Genomic DNA, 21,803 nt, shown 5'->3' on the forward strand with positions numbered 1-21,803 from the left:
CTCAAGGGGCAGGTCAGAATCTCAGCATGGACGGCCACGAGAACGAACAGCACCGCACCGGGGACGAGACGTCTCCGGAGCGCGGGCGCGCCCGCCGCCTGGCGGCGTGGCGGCCCGGTCACCGGCTGCGCCGGCTGGGTGTCGTGCTTGCTCTGTTCGCGGTCACGCTCGGTGGCATCGTGATCGGCACGTACGCGGGCGGCCACGTCGGCACCGACATCGGCCCGTTCCGGGCCGAGTTGAAGCTCAGCCCGTCGCTGTCCGGCGGCACCACCGTCGACATCCCGCCGCTGGGCGCGCTGCTGCTGGACAGCCACGACGGCCCGGCGTACCTCACCGTCGAGGTGGGCTCGCTGGACCAGGGGCGCACCGAGGCGCTCATCGACGACCCGGCCAGCATCAGCCGGGCCAGCCAGTCGGCCGTCCAGGACGTCCGCGACGGCGTGATGCGGCTCGGGCTGCGTACGCTCGCCTCGGCCGTGCTGGCCACGCTGCTGCTGGCCGCGCTGGTCTTCCGGGACGTCCGTCGTACCGCCTGGGCCGGCGGTCTGGCGCTGGTCGTGACCGCCGGCAGCCTCGGGGTGGCCGCGAGCACGTTGCGCCCGCAGGCGATCGAGGAGCCACGGTACGAGGGCCTGCTGGTCAACGCGCCGGCGATCGTCGGTGACGCGCGCCGGATCGCGAACGACTACACCAAGTACGCCGAGCAGCTCCAGCGACTGGTCGGCAACGTCAGCAAGCTCTACACCACGGTCTCCGCCCTGCCCGTGGTGCAGCCGTCGCCGGGCACCACCCGGGTGCTGCACGTGTCGGACATCCACCTCAACCCGACCGGCTGGCAGCTGATCCGCACCGTGGTCGAACAGTTCGGCATCGACGTGGTGGTCGACACCGGCGACATGACCGACTGGGGCAGCGAGCCGGAAGCCTCGTTCGTCGGCTCGATCGGCCTGCTCAAGAAGCCGTACGTGTTCATCCGCGGCAACCACGACTCGCCGCGTACCGCCGCCGCGGTGGCGCAGCAGCCGAACGCGATCGTGCTGAACAACTCGGTCACGACTGTGGGTGGGCTGACCATCGCCGGCATCGGCGACCCCCGCTTCACGCCGGACAAGGAGACCTCGCCGGCCGGCAGCGGCCTCACCTCGGCCGTCGCCGACCAGGTGATCGGCGCCGGCGAACAGCTCGCCGGCACGATCGAGAAGTCGCCGCGCAAGGTCGACATCGCGCTCATCCACGACCCCGCCTCGGCCGGCCCGCTCTCCGGCACCTGCCCGCTCGTGCTCTCCGGGCACACCCACTCCCGGCAGGTGTCGAAGCTGCCGCAGGTGGAGGGCAAGCAGCCGACCACGCTGATGGTGGAGGGCTCGACCGGCGGTGCCGGGCTGCGCGGCCTGGAGGGCGAGAAGCCGACCCCGTTGACCATGACGGTGCTCTACTTCGACCAGCAGAAGCTGCTCCAGGCGTACGACGAGATCACCGTGGGCGGCACCGGGCAGTCGCAGGTCAACCTGGAGCGGCACGTCATCCGCGACCCGGCCAAGGGCGACCAGGTGCCGGTCACCCCGACCCCGACCCGCGGCCCCTCCGAGTCGCCCTCCCCGGGTACGACCACGCTGAGCCCCACCCCCACGAGCTGACCGCACCGCTTTTCTCGCCGCCTCCCCTCACGCGGTCGATCCGGTGCTCTACCGCATCAACACCCGGTCACTCCGCGTCACGAGGCCGCCCGGCACCGGGTTGCCCCGACGCCGCCTTTGCTCTGCAGCCATCGGCGCAGCAGGCACCGAGAGTCGCCGCGTGGGCGGGTGCAGAGCGGTGGTGCGCCCGTGCCACCCCAGCTCAGAGCGGTGCTGCGGATATGGCTGCAGAGCAAAGGGGCCGCGAGGTGATCCCTGAGGCCGCCAGAGACGGTTACTCACCGCAACCGAGCAGTCCATTACTTTCCGTGATGAGTACCCTCTGCCGCGTCGGCCGGATCCGCCAAAACGCAGACCGCCGTCCCAGAATCGAACCGGGAGCGCCCGGGGCAGCGCCGGGCGCCGCCGGGAGCGCTGGGCAGCGCTGGGCAGCGCCGGGCAGCGCCGGAAGGCCGGCCCTGCACCGCGACGACCCGGGGCCGCCCGGGATGTCCGGCCGGCCCCGTGGATGGCGTGCGGTCAGCGCGAGGCAGGCGCCTCAGCGCAGCGCGATCGCGGCCAGCGCGGCGTTGACGATGCTGCCGGGCAGCAGGTCGTGCAGCTCGTACAGCTCGCGGACGTTGCCGGACTGGCCGAACTCGTCCACACCGAGCGGCACCGCCGGGGCGCCGACCGCCGAGCCGAGCCAGGCCATCGCGTGCGACGCCGCGTCGTGCACGGTGACCACCGGCACCCGATCGGCGAACGCCGACCGCAGCGCGCCCGGCACGCTCGGCACGGTCGCGGTCCGCACGCCCTGGCGCAGCGTCCGCTGCCACGCCCGGTAGAGGCGGTCCAGGCTGGTCACGTCCACCACGTGCGCGGCCACGCCCTCCTCCGCCAGCTCCGCGGCGGCCGCGAGCACCTCCGGCAGCACCGCGCCGGAGGCGGCGAGCTGCACGACCGGGGCGTCAGCCAGATCGGGGTACGCCTGGTGCGCGTCCACGAGCCGGTACGCGCCGGCCACCACCTGCCGCCGCAGCACCGCGTCGCCGAGACGCGTACGCGCGGCCTCGAACGGCGCCTGGTCGATCGGCCGGGTGCTCAGCCGGAAGTAGTACGCCCCGTCCTCGGCCGGCGCGGCGGTGGCGGCCGGCGCGGCGCCACCGGCGATCTGGCCGAGCGCGTCGCAGAGCAGCCAGTCGAGGCTGCCGGCGTACGCGGGCTCCAGGAACGTCACACCGGGCAGCTCCAGGCCGACCGAGGCGGTGATGGTGGACTGGTGCGCGCCGCCCTCGGGCGCCAGCGTGATGCCGGACGGGGTGCCGGCCACCACGAACCGGGAACCGGAGTACGTGCCGTAGAGGAACGCGTCGAGACCGCGCAGCACGAACGGGTCGTAGACGGTGCCCACCGGCAGCAGCGGCTGGCCGGACAGGTCCCACGACAGGCCGAGCTGGCCCAGCAGCAGGAACAGGTTCATCTCCGAGATGCCCAGCTCGATGTGCTGCCCGGCGGGGCTCTCGGTCCAGCGCAGCATCCGGTCCTCGGTCCAGGAACGCTGCTCGGTCGGGGCGAAGACGCCGGTCTTGTTGATGAACCCGGCCAGGTTGGTCGAGGTGGCCACGTCCGGCGCGGTGGTCACCAGGTAGGGCGCGACCTGCGGATCGCGGGCCAGGTCGACCAGCACCCGCCCGAAGACCTCCTGGGTGGAGACGGGCTTGTTCGCGCGTACCCTCGTGGTTTCCGGAACGGTGACGCCCAGCGCCCGCTCGCGCGGCGCGCGGGACAGCGCCTCCCGGCGCTCGCCGGCCCGGATGCCGGCCGGGGACGCCGGGTCGAGGCGGTCCCACTCGGTCTCGGTGGTGAGGCCCTGCGCGGCGCGCAGCGCGTCGACCTGCTCGGTGGTGAGCAGCGCCGAGTGGTTGCGCGGGTTGCCGGCGATCGGCAGGCCCCAGCCCTTGACCGTGTACGCGAACACGACGCTGGGCCGGTCGGTGACCGCGTCGCACTGGGCGTACGCGTCGAGCATCGCCTGCGCGTCGTGCCCGCCCAGGTCCGTGACGAGCGGACCCAGCTCGTCGTCGCCGATGTCGGCGACGAACGCGGCGACCTCGGCCGGCGCGCCGTCCAGGAACTGCTTGCGCAGCGCCGGCCCGGCCAGCCCGAACAGGGACTGGTACTGCTCGTTGGGCATCCGGTCGATCCAGTCGCGCAGCGCCGCGCCGCCCGGCCGGGCGTACGCCTCGGCGAGCCGACGGCCGTACTTGACCTCCACGACGTGCCAGCCGGCCGCCTCGAACTGGCCGCGCCACTGGTTGATCCGGATGCCGGGGACGACCCGGTCCAGCGACTGGCGGTTGAAGTCGACGAGCCACATCACGTTGCCGAGTCCGGTGGTGGCCGGGTCGGCGACCGCCTCCCAGATGTTGCCCTCGTCCAGCTCGGCGTCGCCGATGATGGCGACGAACCGGGAGTGCGGGCGCGCGCCGAAGTGGGCGTCGACGTAGCGGCGGGTGACGGCGGCGAACAGCGGCGCGGCGGCGCCCAGGCCGACCGAGCCGGTGGAGAAGTCCACCTCGTCCGGGTCCTTGGTGCGCGACGGGTACGACTGGAGCCCGCCGCGCGCCCGCAGCTTCGGCAGGTACGACTTGTCGAGGTTGCCGAGCAGGTACTGGATCGCGTGGAACACCGGCGAGGCGTGCGGCTTCACCGCGACCCGGTCCTCGGCGTCCAGGTGGTGGAACCAGAGCGCTGTCATCGCGGTGACCAGGGAGGCGCTTGACGCCTGGTGGCCGCCGACCTTCACCCCGTCACCGGTGTCGCGGTCGTGGTTGGCCGCGTCGACGATGCGGGTGGCGAGCCAGAGCACCCGGCGCTGGATCTCGTCGAGGACGTCGAGGTCGTGCTGGTTCACGGTGACTCCATCCGGGCGTCGCCGTTGACGCCCTGTCCGGGGGTGGCGAGGCGTTAGGAAGGGCCCCTTCCCATGCACCAGGCGTTAAGAAGGGGCCCTTCCTTAAGTACGTCAGGCGCCGAGGCGCGCCAGGATCAGCTCGCGGACGGTCTTCGCGTCCGCCTGACCACGGGTGGTCTTCATGACCGCGCCGACGAGCGCGCCGGCCGCCGCGACCTTGCCGCTGCGGACCTTGTCGGCGACGTCCGGGTTGGCGGCGATCGCCTCGTCCACGGCGGCGGTGAGCGCACCGGTGTCCGAGACGACCTCCAGGTTGCGGTTGGTCATGATCTCGGTCGGCGAGCCCTCGCCGGCGACCACGCCCTCCAGCACGGTACGGGCCAGCTTGTCGTTGAGCTTGCCCGCGTCGACCAGGCCCTGCAGCTCAGCGACCTGAGCCGGGGTCGCGCCCACGTCGGCCAGCTCCACGCCGGTCTCGTTGGCGCGGCGGGACAGCTCACCCAGCCACCACTTCCGGGCGGCGGCCGGGGTGGCGCCGGCGGCCACCGTCGCCTCGATCAGCTCGACCGCGCCGGCGTTGACCACGGACTGCATGTCGAGGTCGGACAGGCCCCAGTCCTGCTGGATCCGCTTGCGGCGCAGGCGCGGCAGCTCCGGCAGGGCGGCCTTCAGCTCGGCCACCCACGCGGTGTCCGGGGCGAGCGGCACCAGGTCCGGCTCCGGGAAGTACCGGTAGTCGGTGGCGGTCTCCTTGGACCGGCCCGAGGTGGTGTCGCCGGTGTCCTCGTGGAAGTGCCGGGTCTCCTGGGTGATCCGGCCACCGGCCTCGAGCACCGACGCCTGGCGCAGCATCTCCGAGCGGACCGCCCGCTCGACCGAGCGCAGCGAGTTGACGTTCTTCGTCTCGGTGCGGGTGCCCCACTCCTCACCCGGCCGGTTGAGGGAGGTGTTGACGTCGCAGCGCAGGGAGCCCTCCTCCATCCGCACGTCGGAGACGCCGAGCGAGCGGATCACGTCACGCAGCTCGGCGACGTACGCGCGGGCGACCTCGGGCGCGAGCGCGCCGGTGCCCGGGATCGGCTTGGTGACGATCTCGACGAGCGGGATGCCGGCCCGGTTGTAGTCGACGAGCGACTCGGTGGCGCCGTGGATGCGACCGGTGGCGCCGCCGACGTGCAGCGTCTTGCCGGTGTCCTCCTCCAGGTGCACCCGCTCGATGCCGATGCGCACCAGTTCGCCGTTCACCTCGACGTCCAGGTAGCCGTCGAAGCACAGCGGCTCGTCGTACTGGCTGATCTGGAAGTTCTTCGGCATGTCCGGGTAGAAGTAGTTCTTCCGGGCGAAGCGGCACCACTGCGCGATCGAGCAGTTCAGCGCCAGCCCGATCCGGATGGTCGCCTCGATGGCGGCCTTGTTCGCCACCGGCAGCGAACCGGGCAGGCCGAGGCAGACCGGGCAGACCCGGGTGTTCGGCTCGCCACCGAAGTCGGTCGGGCAGCCGCACCACATCTTGGTGTTCGTGCCCAGCTCGACGTGGGTCTCCAGGCCGATCACCGGTTCGAAGCGCGCGACGACCTCGTCGTACGCGGGCAGTGTCGTCGTCATCTGAGCTCCAGGCGCGATCCGGACAGAACCGTTCCAGCCTAATCGGCTGACCCGATCACCCCGCTGCCGGGCTTCGAGATCGCGGCGCCAGGCCCGCCACGACGACCTGACCCGGGCCGGGCGTCACTCGGGTGTGGTGAAGGTCCGGCGACGGTTGTACGCCAGCACGAGCAGGATGCCGCCGATGGAGAAGGCCACGACGCTCAACAGCAGCAGCACGAGCGGCGAACCCGGCCCGGTGATCGGCAGCCACGCGCCGCTCACCTTCGACGGCGAGGGTGTCGGCTGGGGCGTCGCGGGGAGGCTGCTCTCCGACGGCGTGGCGGTCGGATCGCTCGCGGTCGCCGTAGCAGTCGGGTCGGCCGGGGCGGGCGTCGACCAGGTCGGGGGCGCCGTCGGGGTGCCCGGCGTCCGGGCGGCAACGATCAGCGACACCTGCTTCGTGGCGCTGGTGCTGTATCCCTTCGCCGCGACGGTGAAGGCGAACGTACCGGCCTTGCTCGGGGTGCCGCTGAGCTTGCCCTCCTCGTCGAGGGTGAGGCCGTCCGGCAGTGCCCCGGTGGCCAGGGCGAACACGATGTCCGAGTCGCCGTCGGCGGTGAACCGGAAGGAGTAGGGCTTACCGACGGTGGCGGCGGGCGGGTCGCCGGAGGTGAACGCGGTCGCGGCCTCGGCGACGACGACTGTGGCGTTCTGCTCGTCGAAGCGGTCGTTCTTGTCGGTCATCCGCAACGTGAACGTGTACGTGCCAGGCGTCGTCGGCGCGCCACCGAGCGACGTACCCACCACGAGCATCCCCGGCGGCAGACTGCCCGAGGTCACCGACAACCGGTACGGCGCGGTGCCACCTGTGGCCTCGACGGTGTGGATCGCGTACACCCGGCCGAGGTACATGGGCGACCGGGGCTTGCCCGACGTGATGACGACAGTCGGTTCGCGTACCTCGATGGTCGCCGTCTGCTCGCCGATGAGGTCGTTCTGGTCGGTCATCCGCAACGTGAACGTGTACGTCCCGGGCGTCGTCGGCGCGCCACCGAGCGACGTCCCCACCACGAGCATCCCCGGCGGCAGACTGCCCGACGCCACCGACAACCGGTACGGCGCCGTGCCGCCAGTCGCCTCGACAGTGTGGATCGCATAGACCTGCCCGATGACCATGACCGACCGGGGCTTGCCCGAGGTGATGGTGACGGTCTCGGTGGCGACGGTGGCCGGTTGCGCGGCGGCCGGTTGCCCGGCGCCCAGCAGCAGCGCGACCACCATCGTCAGGGCCATGACCGGGCGAAGTGTCCCCATCGCACATCCAGCTCTCGGTCGGAACCGCTCGCGTCCGCCAGCGGGTCACAGTCCAGTCGATCCAGCAGACTCGGAGTTTATTCGACCAGTGCCAGTGGCCCCGGACAATCCACTGATCGGTGATCACCGTGTCGCCGCGACGACAGACGCGCCCGGCGCGGTCGTGGTGACCGCACCGGGCGCGTGAGAGTCCCGTCAGCTCAGATCGTCGGCGGGGTGAGCGTGCCGACGGCGTTCTCCAGCGCGGCGGCGACCCGGTACATCCGGTCGTCGGCCATGGTCGGCGCCATGATCTGGAAGCCGACCGGGAGCCCGTCGGACAGGCCGCACGGCACCGAGATGGCCGGACCGCCGTACAGGTTCGTCGGGATGGTGAACAGGTCCGCCAGGTACATCTGGTACGGGTCGGCGGTGCGCGACCCGATCGGGAACGCCACGAACGGCGTGGTCGGCGAGATCAGCGCGTCGACCTGCTCGAACGCGCTGGTGAAGTCCCGCGTGATCAGGGTGCGGACCTTCTGCGCCTGGCCGTAGTAGGCGTCGTAGTAGCCCGACGAGAGCGCGTACGTGCCGATCATGATGCGGCGCTTGACCTCGGGGCCGAAGCCGGCCTCGCGGGTCAGCGACATGACCTCCTCCAACGACCGGTTGCCGTCGTCGCCGACCCGCAGGCCGAACCGGACGCCGTCGAACCGGGCCAGGTTGGAGGAGCACTCGCTCGGCGCGATCAGGTAGTAGGCCGGCAGCGCGTACTTGAAGTGCGGGCAGGAGATCTCGACGATCTCCGCGCCCAGCTTCGCCAGCGCCTCGACCGACTCGCGGAACGCGGCCATCACGCCCGGCTCCGCGCCCTCGCCGGTGAACTCGGTGACCACGCCGAGCTTGACGCCGGTCAGGTCGCCGGTGGCGCCGAGCCGCGCCGCGGCCACCACGTCCGGCACCGGGGCCGGGATCGAGGTCGAGTCGCGCGGGTCGTGACCGCCGATCACCTCATGCAGCAACGCGGCGTCGAGCACGGTACGCGCGCACGGCCCGGGCGTGTCCAGCGACGAGGAGAACGCGACGAGGCCGTAGCGGGAGGTGCCGCCGTAGGTGGGCTTCGCGCCAACCGTGCCGGTCACCGCGCCGGGCTGGCGGATCGAGCCGCCGGTGTCCGAACCGATCGACAGCGGCGCCTCGTACGCGGCCAGGGCCGCCGCGCTGCCGCCGCCGGAGCCGCCCGGGATCCGCTCCAGATCCCACGGGTTGCGGGTCGGCCCGTACGCCGAGTATTCGGTGGAGGAGCCCATCGCGAACTCGTCCATGTTCGTCTTGCCGAGCATCACCGTGCCGGCGGCGCGCAGCCGCTCGACGATCGTCGAGTCGTACGGCGGGCGCCACCCCTCCAGGATCTTCGACCCGACGGTGGTCGGTACGCCCTTGGTGGTGAGCACGTCCTTCACCGCGACCGGCACACCGGCGAGCGGGCCCAGCTCCTCACCGGCGGCGCGGCGCTCGTCCACCGCGCGCGCGGCGGCCAGCGCCCCCTCGGTGTCGACGTGCAGGAACGCGTGCACCCGGTCGTCGACGGCGCCGATCCGGTCCAGGTGGGCCTGGGCGACCTCGACCGCGGAGGTCTCGCCGCTCGCCACCAGCCCGGCGATCTCCACGGCACTCAGCTTGGTCAGGTCGCTCGTGCGCTCGCTCATGAGGCCACATCCTCGTCCAGGATCCGCGGGACGCGGAACCGCTGCTCCTCGGCGTCGGGGGCGCCCGACAGCGCCTCCTGCGGGGTCAGGCCCGGCCGCACCACGTCCTCGCGGAGCACGTTCGTCAGCGGCACGGAGTGGGACGTCGGCGGGATGTCCGCCGCGGCGACCTCGCCGACCTGCGCGACCGACTGGAGGATCACGTCCAGCTGGCCGGCGAAGGTGTCCAGCTCCTCCTCCGTGACGGCGAGCCGCGACAGTCGCGCGAGGTGCGCGACCTCCTCGCGGGAGATGGCGGCCATCAGTGCCCCCTTCGTGGCTGTCCTGAGACGTCTGCGGTGGGCCGCCCGCGCGTACGGGCGTACTCGATGACGCGCGGTGACCGGAGCGAGTCTATTGTCCCGCCGTCACGACGACGCCTTCGACTCCCCCTCCGGCGCCGGACCGCTGCGGCTCCCCGCCTCCGCCGGGCGCACCGGACGGTAGCGGGACAGCCAGGCCACCAGGTCCTCGGCCGGCATCGGCCGGGCGTGGAACCAGCCCTGCGCCACGTCGCACCCGGCCGCGTGCAGCAGCCGCCAGGTGCGCTCGTCCTCCACGCCCTCGGCCACCACCCGCAGCCCGAGCGCGCCGGCCAGCTCGATCATCGAGCGGACGATCGCCGCGTCGTCCGGGTCGTCGGCCATCCCCAGGACGAACGACCGGTCCACCTTCACCTCGGACAGCGGCAGCCGGCGCAGGTGCTGCAGCGACGAGTAGCCGGTGCCGAAGTCGTCCAGCGCGATGCCGACGCCGATCCGGTGCAACTGGGTGATGCTGGCGAGCACCCGCCGCGGGTCGGCCATCAGCGCGCCCTCGGTGATCTCCACCTGGAGGCGCTCCGGCGGCACGCCGTACCGGGCCAACCGGTCGGCGATCTGGTCGGCGATCTCACCGGTGTGCAGGTCACGGACGCTGACGTTGAGCGCGGCCCGCAGCGCCAGCCCGGCCGCCGACCACTTCGCGAGCTGCTCCACCACGTCGTCCACCACGCGGCGGGTGAGCAGCCGCATCACCGCGCTCTGCTCGGCGACCTGGATCAGCTCGCCCGGGTCGACCATGCCCCGGCGCGGGTGCCGCCAGCGCAGCAGCGCCTCGACGCCGACCACCTCGCCGGTCGCGATGGCAATCTGCGGCTGGTAGTACATGGTGATCTCGCCCGGGTGCCCGGCCTGGTCGTCCGGCCCGGCCGCCGTGGAGTTCCCGTCGGCGGTCGGCCCGATGACGCCCGGCGCGCCGGTGCTCACAGCCGCCTCGGTGTCGTGGGTGACGTCCCCGTCGGCGGTCCCGGCGGCCGGCGTGAACTCCGCCTCGCCGACCACGAGCGGGCCCGCGACCGGTCCGGCCCCGGCGTGGGCGGCCCGGCGGCGGATCGGGTCGGCGCCGGTGAGGATCCGCTCGATCAGGTCGTCGTGCCGCTCCTCGGTCCGGTCCCGGCGGCGCCGCAGCCACCGGTTCGGCCCGTCGCCGGACCGCCGGCCGCCGTCGCGCGCCGGGCGCTGGTTGCGGGCCGGGCGGTCGGCCCGGACCGGCAGCGCGGGCTCCAGCGCGGCGCCGTCACCCCCGCGTACGCCCACCGTCTCCCCGCCCTGCGCGGACGGGCCGGACTCCAGCACCCGGCGCAGGTCGGCCAGCAGGCTCAGCCGCTCGGCCGAGTTGTGGTCGGACTCCGGCGCGTAGACGGCCACGGTGTCGTTGCGGTGCTTCGCGTCGTACATGGCCACGTCGGCGTGACGCATCAGAGTGGCGAAATCCTCGCCGTGGTCGGGGTAGAGGGCGATGCCGATGGCGCCGCCCACGTCCAGCGGCAGCCCGTCCAGGGGCACCGGCTCGGCGAGCGCGGCGACCACCCGGTCGGCCCGCTCGCGGGCCTGGTCGATGTCGGTGAGCCGGGGTACGACGATGGCGAACTCGTCGCCGCCGAGCCGCGCCACCAGGTCGCCGCCGTCGACCGCGCCCATCAGCCGGGCGCTCACCTCGACCAGCAGGCGATCCCCCACCGCGTGCCCGAGCGCGTCGTTGACGTGCTTGAACCGGTCGAGGTCGAGCAGCAACAGCGCCAGGTGCGCGTCCGGCGCGCCCCGGGCGGCCCGCTCGCCGTGCAGGTGCACCTGCTCGGCCACCTCGGTAAGCAGCGCCTTGCGGTTGGGCAGCCCGGTGAGCGGGTCCAGGTCGGCGAGCTGTTCCCGTTCGTCGGAGAGCCGGGCCATCCGGTAGACGGCGAACAGCGGCACCAGCACCAGCGGGATCAGTGCCGCGCTGGCCCGGGCCGCGGCCACCAGCACCGGCGCGAGCAGCAGCAGCGAACCGGTGGACAGCAGCTCGTAGGCGAGGCCGCTGCGGACGCTCGGCCACCACCGGTCGCCGAAACGCAGCCGGACGGCGGAGCTGACCAGCCCGTAGTTGACCACGAACCAGGCGAGCGTCGCGCCGCCCACCGCCGCGACGTCCGTCCAGTGCAGCCGGTCGCCGTCGAACAGCTCGCCCGGGCCGAGGCGGCTGACCGCGTACGCGGCGGCGAGCGCACACGCGTACTGGGCCGCGTTGAAGGCGGTGCGCCACGGGGCGTACCCGAGTCGCCAGCCGCTCACCGCGACCGCGACGGCCTGCACCGCGACGGCCGGGCCGAAGCCCCAGCCGAGCAGGATGGCGAAGGTGAAGCAGGTCGACGGGAACACCGCCGACGTCTGCCGCCGGCCGGGTGGGACGAACGGGCGGGCGTCGCAGGCGACGGCGAGGACCGCCATGGTCCAGAACGCGGCCGGCAGTTCGCTCCACCTGTCGGCGAGCGCGACGAGCGGCCCGGCCGAGACCGCCAGGGCGACCGCGCCGATCGCGGTGACGAAGCCGAAGAACGGCCCGCTCCGCCCGGGCGGGACGGAGTTACGCGGGTCGCCGGTCTCCATCGCACCTCCCGGGGAACGTCCTGGCGCGCGCCGTCACGCGTCGTACGCCAATGAAACGCCCTCCGAGGCGATTTCCCCGACACGACAGTCACGAATCGGCCGGAGTCGTAATTAACTTGGTATCCGCCGGACGAAAGCTGTGACCAGCCTGTCAGTCCTCCACCCGGGCCACCTCGCGAGCCGCCTCCGGGCCGGAGTCGAGCAGCACGCGGAATCCGTCCTCGTCGAGGATGGGCAGTTTCAGGGTGGCGGCCTTGTCGGCCTTGGAGCCGGGATTGTCGCCGACCACCACGAAACCCGTCTTCTTGGAGACCGAGCCGGTCACCTTGCCGCCCCGGGCCTGGATCGCCTCGGCCGCCTGGTCGCGGCTGAACCCGCTGAGCGTGCCGGTGACCACCACCGTGACGCCGTCGAGCGGTCGCGGCCCCTCGTCGGCGGCCTCCTCGGCCATCCGGACGCCCGCCTCGGCCCACTTGCGCACCACGTCGCGGTGCCAGTCGACGGCGAACCACTCCTTCACGCTGGCGGCGATGGTCGGGCCGACGCCGTCCACCGAGGACAGCTCCTCCTCACCGGCGGCCTCGATCGCGGCGACCGAGCGGAAGTGCCGGGCGAGCGCCTGGGCGGCGGTCGGGCCGACGTGCCGGATGGACAACGCCACCAGCACCCGCCACAGGTCGCGTTCCTTGGCCTCGGCGAGGTTGTCGAGCAGCTTGGTGGCGTTGCTGCCCAGGCTGCCGTCCTTGTTGACGAAGAACGGCGACCGGCTCAACTGCTCGGCGTCGAGCTGGAACAGGTCGCCCTCGTTCGTGATGATCTGGGCGTCCAGCAGCGCCGCCGCGCCCTTCTCGCCGAGCACCTCGATGTCGAGCACCTTGCGGCTGGCCAGGTAGAAGACCCGCTCGCGGATCTGGCCGGGGCAGGCACGCCCGTTGGGACAGCGGATGTCGACGTCGCTCTCCTTGGCCGGCGCGAGCGGAGTGCCGCAGGCCGGGCAGGTGGTCGGCATGACGAACGGGCGGGCGTCGGCCGGGCGCAGCTCGACCACCGGGCCGAGCACCTCGGGGATCACGTCGCCGGCCTTGCGCAGCACCACCGTGTCGCCGATGAGCACGCCCTTGCGCTCGACCTCGCGGGCGTTGTGCAGGGTCGCCAGCGCGACTGTGGACCCGGCCACCCGGACCGGTTCGAGGACGGCGAACGGGGTGACCCGGCCGGTGCGCCCGACGTTGACGTCGATGTCGAGCAGCTTGGTGTTCACCTCCTCGGGCGGGTATTTGAAGGCGATCGCCCAGCGGGGCGCGCGGCTGGTCGAGCCGAGGCGGCCCTGGATGGAGACCGGGTCGACCTTGACCACCACGCCGTCGATCTCGTGCTCGACGTCGTGCCGGTGCTTGCCGTAGTAGGCGATGTAGTCAGCGACACCGGCCAGGTCGTCCACCACCCGCCACCGGTCGCTGGTGGGCAGCCCCCACGCCTTGAGCGCGGCGTACGACTCGGACTGCGCGGCCGGCCGGAACCCGGTGCGCGCGCCGATGCCGTGCACCACCAGGCGCAGCGGGCGGGAGGCGGTCACCCGGGGGTCCTTCTGCCGCAGGCTGCCGGCGGCGGCGTTGCGCGGGTTGGCGAACGGGGCCTTGCCCTGCTCGACCAGGCTCGCGTTCAGGTCGGCGAACGCGGCCACCGGGAAGTAGATCTCGCCGCGCACCTCCAAAAACTCCGGCACGTCGGGGAAGTCGCCCGCCGGGGTCAGCCGGGCCGGCACGCCCTTGATGCTGCGCACGTTGGCGGTGACGTCCTCGCCGGTGCGCCCGTCGCCCCGGGTGGCGGCGCGGACCAGCCGGCCCTTGGAGTAGGTGAGGTTGATGGCGAGCCCGTCGACCTTCAGCTCGCACAGGTAGGGTACCGGGCCGCCAGCGTCCCGCTCGACCCGCTCGGACCAGGCGGCCAGTTCCTCGTCGGCGAAGGCGTTGTCGAGCGAGAGCATCCGCTCGGCGTGCGCGACCGGGGTGAAGTCGGTGGAGAAGGTGCCGCCGACCCGCTGGGTGGGCGAGTCGGGGGTGCGCAGCGCCGGGTATTCGGCCTCCAGCGCCTCCAGCTCCCGCAGCTGCTTGTCGAACTCGGCGTCGGTGACGGTCGGCGCGTCGAGGACGTAGTAGCGGTACTGGTGTTCGGTCAGCTCCTGGCTGAGCGTGGCGTGCCGCTCCCGGGCCGCCGGGGTCGGCTCGGCACCCGCCGCCGCGTCCTGGGCCGCGTCGACCGCTGGGGGAACCGCTTCTTCGGACACGCCGCCACCTTCGGACACCGCTGTCGACCTCCCGTGTTGGTGCTACCCGAGAACCGTAGCGGTCGGCTGTGACAGCCGTCCGGCCACCCGCGCCGAGCAGGGCGAACCGGCACCAGCCGCGCCATCCGGCGGGCAGGTCCCGGCCGTGCGACGATCGCGTCGGCGGTACTGGGCGACAACGGTCGGAAGGCGGGCGGCGGATGCGCGACGGGGTGATCTGGGCGCTGGTGATCGTGGCCTGCGTCGCGGCCGGGTGGCTGTGGAACGACTGGCGCCGCCGGGCGGCCGAACGCGCCGCCGGCACGCGCGGCCGGGCCGACGGGCGGCGGGGCACCGGGCGTGGCGGCCGGACCGGCACCGACCGGCCCGGCGGAGGGCGCGGCGACGAGCGGGCCGGCGGTGGACGCCGAGGTGACCGGGCCGGCACCGGGCCACGGGGTGACCGCGCCGGCGCGGCGCCGAGGCCCCGGGACGCCGGGCGGGACCGGGACGAGCCGCGGCCCGGGGAGATCTGGTGGGCCGACGTGCCGTACGCCGACGGGACCGGTTCGAAGGTGCGCCCCTGTCTGGTGCTGCGAATCGACGGCGGGGACGTCGAGGTCCTGAAGATCACCAGCCAGGACAAGTCGGACCGGGACGACCACCTGCCGATCCCGACCCGCGGCTGGGATCCCGATGCCGACCACGACAGCTACCTCGACGTGAGCGAGCCGATCGCGGTGCCGCTGGGCGCGTTCGCCGACCGGGCCGGCACCTGCGACCCGGACCTGTGGCGTGGCGTCCGCCGGCTGAGCCACCTCACCGGCTGAGCGCGGGCGGCGTCACCCCTGGCCGCGAGAGCCGCCGCCGGGCGCCTCCCCGTCGAACGCGTCGGCGAGGGCGGTGAGCTGGTCGGCGTACTCGATCCGGCCGGCCCACCCGGCGGGCCAGGCCGCCGTGCCGTACGCGGCACCGACGAACGCGCCGGCCAGCGCGGCGATGGAGTCCGAGTCACCGGCTGTGGTGGCGCCCCGGGCCAGCGCGCCGACCGGGTCGTCGGCGTGGCGCAGCGCGCAGAGCAGCGCGGTGGCGAGCGCCTCCTCGGCGATCCACCCCTCACCGGTGAGCCGGCACGGGTCGCCACCGTCGTCCGGGCGGGCCAGCGCCGCCTCCAGCCGGCCGAGCACGTGCAGGCAGTCGTCCCAGCCCCGGGCGACGAACTCGGCGGCGCTGCTCCCGCCGGGCCGCTGCCACAGGTCACCGAGCCAGTCGTCCCGGTAGACGGTGCGCTGCTCCCGGGCCCGCTCGGTGAGCAGGCCGGGCAGCTCCGGCAGCGCCACGCCGTCGCGCAGCAGCCGGACCGCGTACGCGGTCAGCTCACTGGCCGCCAGCCCGGTCGGGTGACCGTGGGTGAGCCCGGCCTGGAGCTGGGCCAGCCCGGCCATGGTGTCGAGGTCGACGTCGAGCAGCCCGACCGGGGTGACGCGCATGTTCGCGCCGCAGCCCTTGGAACCGGCGACGGTGGCCTCCTGCCAGCGGGCACCCCGGGCCAGCTCGGCGCAGGCCCGCAGGCAGGTCATCCCGGGGGCGCGATTGTTCTCCGGGCTGACCGACCAGTCGACGAAGCGCTGCCGCAGCAGCGGCTCCACCGCCTCGGCCGTGTACGCGGGCGCGTCGTGCAGCGCCCACGCCACTGCGAGCGCCATCTGGGTGTCGTCGGTGACCAGGGCCGGGTCGCCGGTCAGCTCGCGCGGACCGGCCGGGCCGTAGCGCCGGACGATCTCGGTGACGGTGAGGAACTCGGTCGGCTTGCCCAGGGCGTCGCCGTAGGCCAGGCCGAACAGCGAACCGGCGGCGCGGCCGGTGGCGGTGGAGGCGGTCACGATGGCGATCATGCCTCCGCCGCGCAAGTGGCGGAAGGTCAGTCCCAGCAGAGGCAGAACGGGTGGCCGGCCGGGTCGGCGTAGACCCGGAAGCCCTTCCCCTCACCGGGGAGCCGCCGTGCGCCGAGTGCCAGCGCCGCCTTCTCGGCCGCTTCGATGTCGTCGACTGTCACGTCGAGGTGGAACTGCTGCGGCCGGGCCGGGTCGGGCCAGTCGGGGGCGCGCAGGCCGGGCGCCCGCTGGAAGGCCACCCGCGGCTGGTGCCCGGGCGGGCCGCCGAGCACCACCCACTCGTCGCCGTCGGAGTCCTCCTCGACCAGCGGCAGGCCGAGCAGCTCGGAGTAGAAGGCGGCGAGCGCGTGCGGATCGGGACAGTCGATCACTGTGGAACGCAGTCGTCCAATCATGCCGGTCATCGTGCCCGGCGGGTACGACGAAAAAACGTCAGTCCTCGGCGAGCCGCCGGCCCGCGTCGCGGCAGGCGGTGAGCACCGCGCGGGCGTACCCCGGGGTGGCGCCGGCCAGGCCGCACGCGGGGGTGACCACCACCTGCTCGGCCAGCCGGCGGCGGGGGAAGCCGAGCTGGTCCCAGACCCGCCGCACCCGGTCGGCGACCTGGGCCGACGTCGGCGCCCGGCCGGACGGCGGCGGCAGCGTCGGCGCGGCGCCGGCGAGCAGGCCGAGCCCGGCGTCGATCGCCTCGCCGAGCGGGTCGAGGTCGGTGACGAGCGACAGGTCGAGCGCGACGCCCGCCGCACCGGCGGAGCGGATCAGCTCCAGCGGTACGTCCGGCGCGCAGCAGTGCACGAGCGCCGGGACGCCGGCCGCCTCGATCACCTCGCGCAGAAGCGCCCGCGCGACCTCGGTCTCCACCGGACGGTGGGTGCCGAAGCCGCTCTCGGTGGGCACCCGGCCGGCCAGCACGGCCGGCAGGGACGGCTCGTCGAGCTGGAGCAGCACCGAGGCGCGGGGCAGCCGCCGGGTCACCGCCTCGACGTGCCCGCGCAGCCCTTCGCCGAGCGAACCGGCGAGGTCGCGTACCGCGCCGGGGTCGCGAAGCATCCGGCCGCCGATCGGCAACTCCAGCGCGGCGGCCAGGGTGAACGGCCCGGCGGCCTGGACCTTGACCGGGCCGGCGTACTCCTCGGCCTGCTCGGCGAGCTGGTCCAGGTCGCGTTCCATCAGGTCGCGGGCGCGGCGCAGGTCCCGGCCGGGGCGCGGGGCGATGCGCCAGCGGGCCGCGTACAGCTCGACCGGGAGTTCGACGAGCAGACCGGCGGTACGGCCGACGAGGTCCGCGCCCGGCCCTCGGGCGGGCAGTTCGGGCAGGTGCGGCAGGGCGGGCAGCTCACCGAGCACGATCCGCTGCGCCTCGGCGATGTCGGTGCCGGGCAGCGACCCGATCCCGGTCGCCGCGCCGGTGGGCCAGGGCCACGCCTGCTCAGTCACGGCCGCAGCCTATCCGCTGCCCGTCGCCGGTCAGGCAGCGGTGATGGTGGCCGAGCCGAGGACCACGTCGCCGGCCGGGTCCGGCCGGTAGGCCACGATCGCCTGGCCGGCGGCCACACCGCGGACCGGGCGGCGCAGCGAGGCGCGCAGGCCGTCGGCGTCCACCTCGACGGCGGCCGGCACCACGTCGCCGTGCGCCCGCAGCTGCACCTCGCACTCGACCGGCCCGTCCGGGCGCGGCCCGCCGGTCCACACCGGGCGGGTGGCGCGCACGTCCGAGACCTCCAGCGCCTCGGCCGGGCCGACGGTGACCGTGTTGGTGGTCGGGGTGATGGACAGCACGTAGCGGGGGCGGCCGTCCGGCGCCGGGCGGTCCAGGTGCAGGCCGCGCCGCTGCCCGACGGTGTACTGGTAGGCACCGCTGTGGCTGCCCACCACAGCGCCGGTGAGCGCGTCCACCACCTGGCCCGGCGCCTCACCGAGCCGCTCCGCGAGGAAGCCGCGGGTGTCGCCGTCGGCGATGAAGCAGATGTCGTGCGAGTCGGGCTTGTCCGCCACCGCCAGGCCGCGCCGGGCGGCCTCCGCGCGTACCTCGGCCTTCGTCGAGTCACCGAGCGGGAAGATCGACCGGTCGAGCTGCGCGCGGGTCAGCACCGCCAGCACGTACGACTGGTCCTTGGCCGCGTCGACGCTGCGCCGCAGCAGGCCGTCCGCGCCGAGCCGGGCGTGGTGGCCGGTCACCACCGCGTCGAAGCCCAGGGCCACGGCCCGGTCCAGCACCGCGGCGAACTTGATCTTCTCGTTGCAGCGCAGGCAGGGATTCGGGGTACGCCCGGCGGCGTACTCGGCCACGAAGTCGTCCACCACGTCGTCGTGGAACCGGTCGGCCATGTCCCACACGTAGAACGGGATGCCGAGCACGTCGGCGGCGCGCCGGGCGTCCCGGGAGTCCTCCAGCGTGCAGCAGCCCCGGGCGCCGGTGCGGTACGTCTGCGGGTTGCGGGCCAGGGCCAGGTGCACGCCCGTCACGTCGTGCCCGGCCTCCACCGCCCGTGCCGCCGCGACGGCGGAGTCCACCCCGCCCGACATCGCCGCCAGAACCCTCACCGGCCCACTCCCCTCGTCCTCACCGAGCGTATCCGGGTCAGCGGGGCGTACGGAGGGCGGCCGCGCGGCGGGCCCGCTCGACCGCGGCGGGCAGCGCGGCGATGAGCGCGTCCACGTCCGCGCCGGTGCTCGTGTGCCCGAGCGTGAAGCGCAGCGAGGACCGGGCCCGGTCGTCGTCGGCGCCCATCGCCAGCAGGACGTGCGAGGGCTGGGCCACCCCGGCGGAGCAGGCCGACCCGGTCGAGCAGGCGATGCCCTGGGCGTCCAGGAGCAGCAGCAGCGCGTCCCCCTCGCAGCCGGGGAAGGAGAAGTGCGCGTTGCCGGGGAGCCGGTCGGCCGGGTCGCCGTTGAAGATCACCTCGGGGACTGCCTGCCGGACCCGCTCGACCAGCTCGTCGCGGAGCGCGGCGACGCGGGCCGCGTACTCCTGCTGGCCCTTCACCGCGGCCTCGACGGCGACCGCGAACGCGACGATGCCCGCGGTGTCGAGCGTCCCGGAGCGGACGTCGCGCTCCTGGCCGCCGCCGTGCAGCAGCGGGGTGGCCGCCACGTCGCGGGCCAGCAGCAGCGCGCCCACCCCGGTCGGCCCGCCGAGCTTGTGCCCGGTCACGGTGAGCGCCGACACGCCGCTGGCGGCGAAGTCGACAGGCACCTGCCCGACCGCCTGGATGGCGTCGGTGTGGAACGGCACCCCGTGCGCGGCGGCGACGGCGGCCAGCTCGGCCACCGGCTGGACGGTGCCCACCTCGTTGTTGGCCCACATGGCGGTGACCACCGCGACGCGCTCGCCGTGCTCGGCCAGCTCGGCGCGCAGGCGCTCCGGGTCGAGCCGCCCGGCCGCGTCGACCGGGAGCCAGCCGGCCTGCGCGCCCTCGTGCTCGACCAGCCAGTCCACCGCGTCCAGCACGGCGTGGTGCTCGACCGCGCTGGAGACCACCCGGACCCGGTCGGGCCGGGCGGCGCGGCGGGCCCAGAAGACGCCCTTCACGGCGAGGTTGTCGCTCTCCGTCCCGCCGCCGGTGAAGATCACCTCGGAGGGGCGGGCACCGAGCGCCGCGGCCACCCGCTCGCGGGACTCCTCCACCCGTCGCCGGGCCCGGCGACCCGCCGCGTGCAGCGAGGACGGGTTGCCGACCTCGCGGGCGACAGCGACGTACGCCTCGAGTGCCTCGTCCAGCATCGGGGTCGTCGCCGCGTGATCAAGGTATGCCATCACCGTTCAGCCTAACGGCCTGCGCGCCCGGCACCGGGGGCCGGACCGCCCCGTCCCACCCGGGGCGGTCCGGCCGCTCACGACGGAACGGCCGCGATCACGCGGGAACCGCCGTGATCACGATGTTGTCCCGGTAGCTGCGGGTCTTCGCGTCGAACGGCCCGCCGCAGGTGATCAGCGTGAGGCGGGGCTTGCCGTCGCGGGCGAAGTACCGCTCCAGCGGGATCTTCGACTTCCGGTACTCCTCCCGGGCCACCACCCGGTACGAGCGCTCCCGGCCGTCCGAGCCGGTGGCGGTGAGCTTGTCCCCCTGGCCCAGCTCGCGGAGCCGGAAGAACGCCCCCTTGCCCTGCTCGGCGCTGTCCACGTGCCCGGCGATCACGACCGAGCCGGCATCGGCCTCCAGGCCCGGGCCGTAGCGGTACCAGCCGACCTGGTCCACGCTGGGCGGCACCTCGAACTCGTCGGTGCGCTCGTTGACGCCCACCGGGTTGACTGTCGCGGTGACTCGGATCGGCGGGATGCTCAGCTTCACCGGCGGCACGATCTCGCTGTCGCCGGGCAGCGTGCCCGGGTTCACCGGGACCGAGCCGCCGCCGGTCGCCGAGGCCGCCGGCGTGGGTGTGGCGCTCGCCAGCGCCGTCACCTCGTCGCCGCCGACGTCCCCGGCGGGCTCGGAGCCGCACGCCACCACTGTCGCCAGGGTGAGCGCGGCGGCGCCGGCGGCCATCGCCGCCAGCGCCACGCGGTTGCGCACCGTCACCGGCGACCGGCCCGGGCGGTTGCCGCCACCCGCGCCCCGCCGCCGACCAGGAGCAGCACGCCGGCCCCGGCCAGCACGTACCACCAGGTGTCCACGCCGGTGCCGGCCTGGCCGCCGGTGCCGCTGGGCACGCCGCCCGGCGCCGAGTGCAGGCCGTTGATGGTCTGGGCCACCACGCTCAGGTTCTTGGCCTCGGCCGAGCCGATGGCGTAGACGATGGTGGCGGTGCCCTCCTTCAGGTTCAGGTCGGCCGGGCCGATGGCGACGGTGTCGGTGCCGGCGAGCACCACGTCCGCCTTCACCGAGCCGGCGGCCACGTCCGCCTTGGCCTCCTTCGGGTTGGTCAGGTCCTCGAAGACCGGCTCGCCGCCGGCCCGCACGTCGACGGCCGGTGCGGCCGCGGTGTGCCGGACGATCAGCCGGGCCTTGCCGGCGCCCACCTTGGACACGTCGTTGACGAACGGGGTGATCTGCGGGTTTCCGTCGGCGCTCAGGTGGGCGGCGAGGCTGATGTTCGCCCCGCCCGGCACGGCGGCGTCGTCCACCTTCAGGATCGCCTTGTCGATCGCCTCGCCCGGCTTGGTCAGGGCGATGTCGTAGTCCCCCTCGGGCAGGGTGAGCGGACCGGCGACGTCGCCGGGCTTGAAGTTGTTCAGCGTCTTCTCGCCGTTGACGTACACGTCGACCGGGGTGTCCGGGATGCCGTGGATCACGGAGACCTTCGACGAGGCGGCGTAGGCGGGGCTCATGGTGGCGGCGCCGACGCCGGCGAAGGTGAGGGCGGCCACCGCGCCGCCCGCGGCGACCCGACGGAACATCGCGTACTGCATTGTCTGCCTCCTGGTGGTTGATGCTGATTCGTCAGGCCTGGCTTGCAGAACGGGTTACGCCGGCTCCGTCGCCCCCGGATGCGCCCGGATCCGATTTCTTTTTCCCGTCTCCGGACGCATCCGGCGGACCCCGCCGGGACGAAGGAGAGGTGACGAGGGTTGTGACGGACACACCGGGAGAGTGGGGCGGTGGCTGTGGGAGTTACAGTCGGGCATGCCCCA

The 21,803-nt window shown here is 73.9% G+C and carries 16 protein-coding genes; 2 read left to right on the forward strand and 14 right to left on the reverse strand.

Annotated features, from left to right (window positions below; all coding sequences use genetic code 11):
- Positions 1 to 26: 26 nt before the first annotated feature.
- Complete coding sequence (locus tag O7607_RS06195; protein WP_269701626.1) at positions 27 to 1,640, forward strand: metallophosphoesterase family protein; 1,614 nt, start codon at positions 27 to 29, stop codon at positions 1,638 to 1,640.
- Between the two features lie 538 nt (positions 1,641 to 2,178).
- Here O7607_RS06195 and O7607_RS06200 read toward each other — a convergent pair.
- From O7607_RS06200 to ligA, 7 genes are all read right to left on the reverse strand, one after another.
- Positions 2,179 to 4,536: a transketolase-like TK C-terminal-containing protein gene (locus tag O7607_RS06200; RefSeq protein ID WP_269701627.1), complete on the reverse strand. Its 2,358-nt coding sequence runs from the start codon at positions 4,534 to 4,536 to the stop codon at positions 2,179 to 2,181.
- Positions 4,537 to 4,647: 111 nt separating this feature from the next.
- A complete protein-coding gene (gene gatB, locus O7607_RS06205) occupies positions 4,648 to 6,141 on the reverse strand; it encodes an Asp-tRNA(Asn)/Glu-tRNA(Gln) amidotransferase subunit GatB (protein WP_269701628.1) in 1,494 nt (497 codons plus the stop codon).
- Positions 6,142 to 6,264: 123 nt separating this feature from the next.
- On the reverse strand, positions 6,265 to 7,416 hold the full coding sequence (locus tag O7607_RS06210) for a putative Ig domain-containing protein (RefSeq protein WP_269701630.1): 1,152 nt from the start codon (positions 7,414 to 7,416) through the stop codon (positions 6,265 to 6,267).
- 221 nt (positions 7,417 to 7,637) lie between these two features.
- Positions 7,638 to 9,125, reverse strand: coding sequence for an Asp-tRNA(Asn)/Glu-tRNA(Gln) amidotransferase subunit GatA (gene gatA, locus O7607_RS06215; protein WP_269701632.1), 1,488 nt, complete (start codon positions 9,123 to 9,125; stop codon positions 7,638 to 7,640).
- Entirely contained in the window at positions 9,122 to 9,427 is a 306-nt protein-coding gene (gatC, locus tag O7607_RS06220) for an Asp-tRNA(Asn)/Glu-tRNA(Gln) amidotransferase subunit GatC (RefSeq protein ID WP_013284468.1), read from the reverse strand. Before gatC ends, gatA begins: the two co-directional genes overlap by 4 nt.
- Before the next feature lie 105 nt (positions 9,428 to 9,532).
- Complete coding sequence (locus O7607_RS06225; RefSeq protein ID WP_269701633.1) at positions 9,533 to 12,070, reverse strand: putative bifunctional diguanylate cyclase/phosphodiesterase; 2,538 nt, start codon at positions 12,068 to 12,070, stop codon at positions 9,533 to 9,535.
- 151 nt (positions 12,071 to 12,221) lie between these two features.
- Positions 12,222 to 14,375: an NAD-dependent DNA ligase LigA gene (gene ligA / locus O7607_RS06230; protein WP_433495215.1), complete on the reverse strand. Its 2,154-nt coding sequence runs from the start codon at positions 14,373 to 14,375 to the stop codon at positions 12,222 to 12,224.
- A 182-nt stretch (positions 14,376 to 14,557) separates the two neighbouring features.
- On the opposite strand from ligA, the gene O7607_RS06235 reads away from it, so the two are divergent.
- Positions 14,558 to 15,166: a type II toxin-antitoxin system PemK/MazF family toxin gene (locus O7607_RS06235; RefSeq protein WP_269701637.1), complete on the forward strand. Its 609-nt coding sequence runs from the start codon at positions 14,558 to 14,560 to the stop codon at positions 15,164 to 15,166.
- A gap of 12 nt (positions 15,167 to 15,178) precedes the next feature.
- On the opposite strand, the gene O7607_RS06240 is transcribed toward O7607_RS06235, so the two are convergent.
- The 7 genes from O7607_RS06240 to O7607_RS06270 form a co-directional block, all read right to left on the reverse strand.
- Entirely contained in the window at positions 15,179 to 16,231 is a 1,053-nt protein-coding gene (locus tag O7607_RS06240) for an ADP-ribosylglycohydrolase family protein (protein WP_269701639.1), read from the reverse strand.
- Positions 16,232 to 16,257: 26 nt separating this feature from the next.
- Positions 16,258 to 16,626: a VOC family protein gene (locus O7607_RS06245; protein WP_269701641.1), complete on the reverse strand. Its 369-nt coding sequence runs from the start codon at positions 16,624 to 16,626 to the stop codon at positions 16,258 to 16,260.
- A 37-nt stretch (positions 16,627 to 16,663) separates the two neighbouring features.
- The gene (locus O7607_RS06250; protein ID WP_269701642.1) at positions 16,664 to 17,668 is read right to left on the reverse strand and encodes a methionine synthase; all 1,005 of its coding nucleotides are present in this window, start codon (positions 17,666 to 17,668) and stop codon (positions 16,664 to 16,666) included.
- A gap of 30 nt (positions 17,669 to 17,698) precedes the next feature.
- Complete coding sequence (mnmA, locus tag O7607_RS06255; protein WP_013284461.1) at positions 17,699 to 18,775, reverse strand: tRNA 2-thiouridine(34) synthase MnmA; 1,077 nt, start codon at positions 18,773 to 18,775, stop codon at positions 17,699 to 17,701.
- Between the two features lie 37 nt (positions 18,776 to 18,812).
- Positions 18,813 to 19,988, reverse strand: coding sequence for a cysteine desulfurase family protein (locus O7607_RS06260; RefSeq protein ID WP_269701644.1), 1,176 nt, complete (start codon positions 19,986 to 19,988; stop codon positions 18,813 to 18,815).
- A gap of 97 nt (positions 19,989 to 20,085) precedes the next feature.
- The gene (locus O7607_RS06265; RefSeq protein WP_269701646.1) at positions 20,086 to 20,751 is read right to left on the reverse strand and encodes a class F sortase; all 666 of its coding nucleotides are present in this window, start codon (positions 20,749 to 20,751) and stop codon (positions 20,086 to 20,088) included.
- Positions 20,748 to 21,581: a DUF4397 domain-containing protein gene (locus O7607_RS06270; protein ID WP_269701648.1), complete on the reverse strand. Its 834-nt coding sequence runs from the start codon at positions 21,579 to 21,581 to the stop codon at positions 20,748 to 20,750. Before O7607_RS06270 ends, O7607_RS06265 begins: the two co-directional genes overlap by 4 nt.
- Between the last annotated feature and the right edge of the window lie 222 nt (positions 21,582 to 21,803).

Source organism: Micromonospora sp. WMMA1949 (assembly GCF_027460145.1).
In the GTDB taxonomy this organism is placed as follows: Bacteria; Actinomycetota; Actinomycetes; order Mycobacteriales; family Micromonosporaceae; genus Micromonospora.

What these genes read in the sequence shown, in the direction of transcription:
- gatA (WP_269701632.1), bottom strand. Translation starts at nt 9,125, where the DNA reads ATGAGCGAGCGCACGAGCGACCTGACCAAGCTGAGTGCCGTGGAGATC.
- O7607_RS06210 (WP_269701630.1), bottom strand. Translation starts at nt 7,416, where the DNA reads ATGGCCCTGACGATGGTGGTCGCGCTGCTGCTGGGCGCCGGGCAACCG.
- O7607_RS06235 (WP_269701637.1), top strand. Translation starts at nt 14,558, where the DNA reads ATGCGCGACGGGGTGATCTGGGCGCTGGTGATCGTGGCCTGCGTCGCG.
- O7607_RS06245 (WP_269701641.1), bottom strand. Translation starts at nt 16,626, where the DNA reads ATGATTGGACGACTGCGTTCCACAGTGATCGACTGTCCCGATCCGCAC.
- O7607_RS06270 (WP_269701648.1), bottom strand. Translation starts at nt 21,581, where the DNA reads ATGCAGTACGCGATGTTCCGTCGGGTCGCCGCGGGCGGCGCGGTGGCC.
- gatB (WP_269701628.1), bottom strand. Translation starts at nt 6,141, where the DNA reads ATGACGACGACACTGCCCGCGTACGACGAGGTCGTCGCGCGCTTCGAA.
- O7607_RS06225 (WP_269701633.1), bottom strand. Translation starts at nt 12,070, where the DNA reads ATGGAGACCGGCGACCCGCGTAACTCCGTCCCGCCCGGGCGGAGCGGG.
- gatC (WP_013284468.1), bottom strand. Translation starts at nt 9,427, where the DNA reads ATGGCCGCCATCTCCCGCGAGGAGGTCGCGCACCTCGCGCGACTGTCG.
- O7607_RS06240 (WP_269701639.1), bottom strand. Translation starts at nt 16,231, where the DNA reads ATGATCGCCATCGTGACCGCCTCCACCGCCACCGGCCGCGCCGCCGGT.
- O7607_RS06195 (WP_269701626.1), top strand. Translation starts at nt 27, where the DNA reads ATGGACGGCCACGAGAACGAACAGCACCGCACCGGGGACGAGACGTCT.
- O7607_RS06260 (WP_269701644.1), bottom strand. Translation starts at nt 19,988, where the DNA reads ATGGCATACCTTGATCACGCGGCGACGACCCCGATGCTGGACGAGGCA.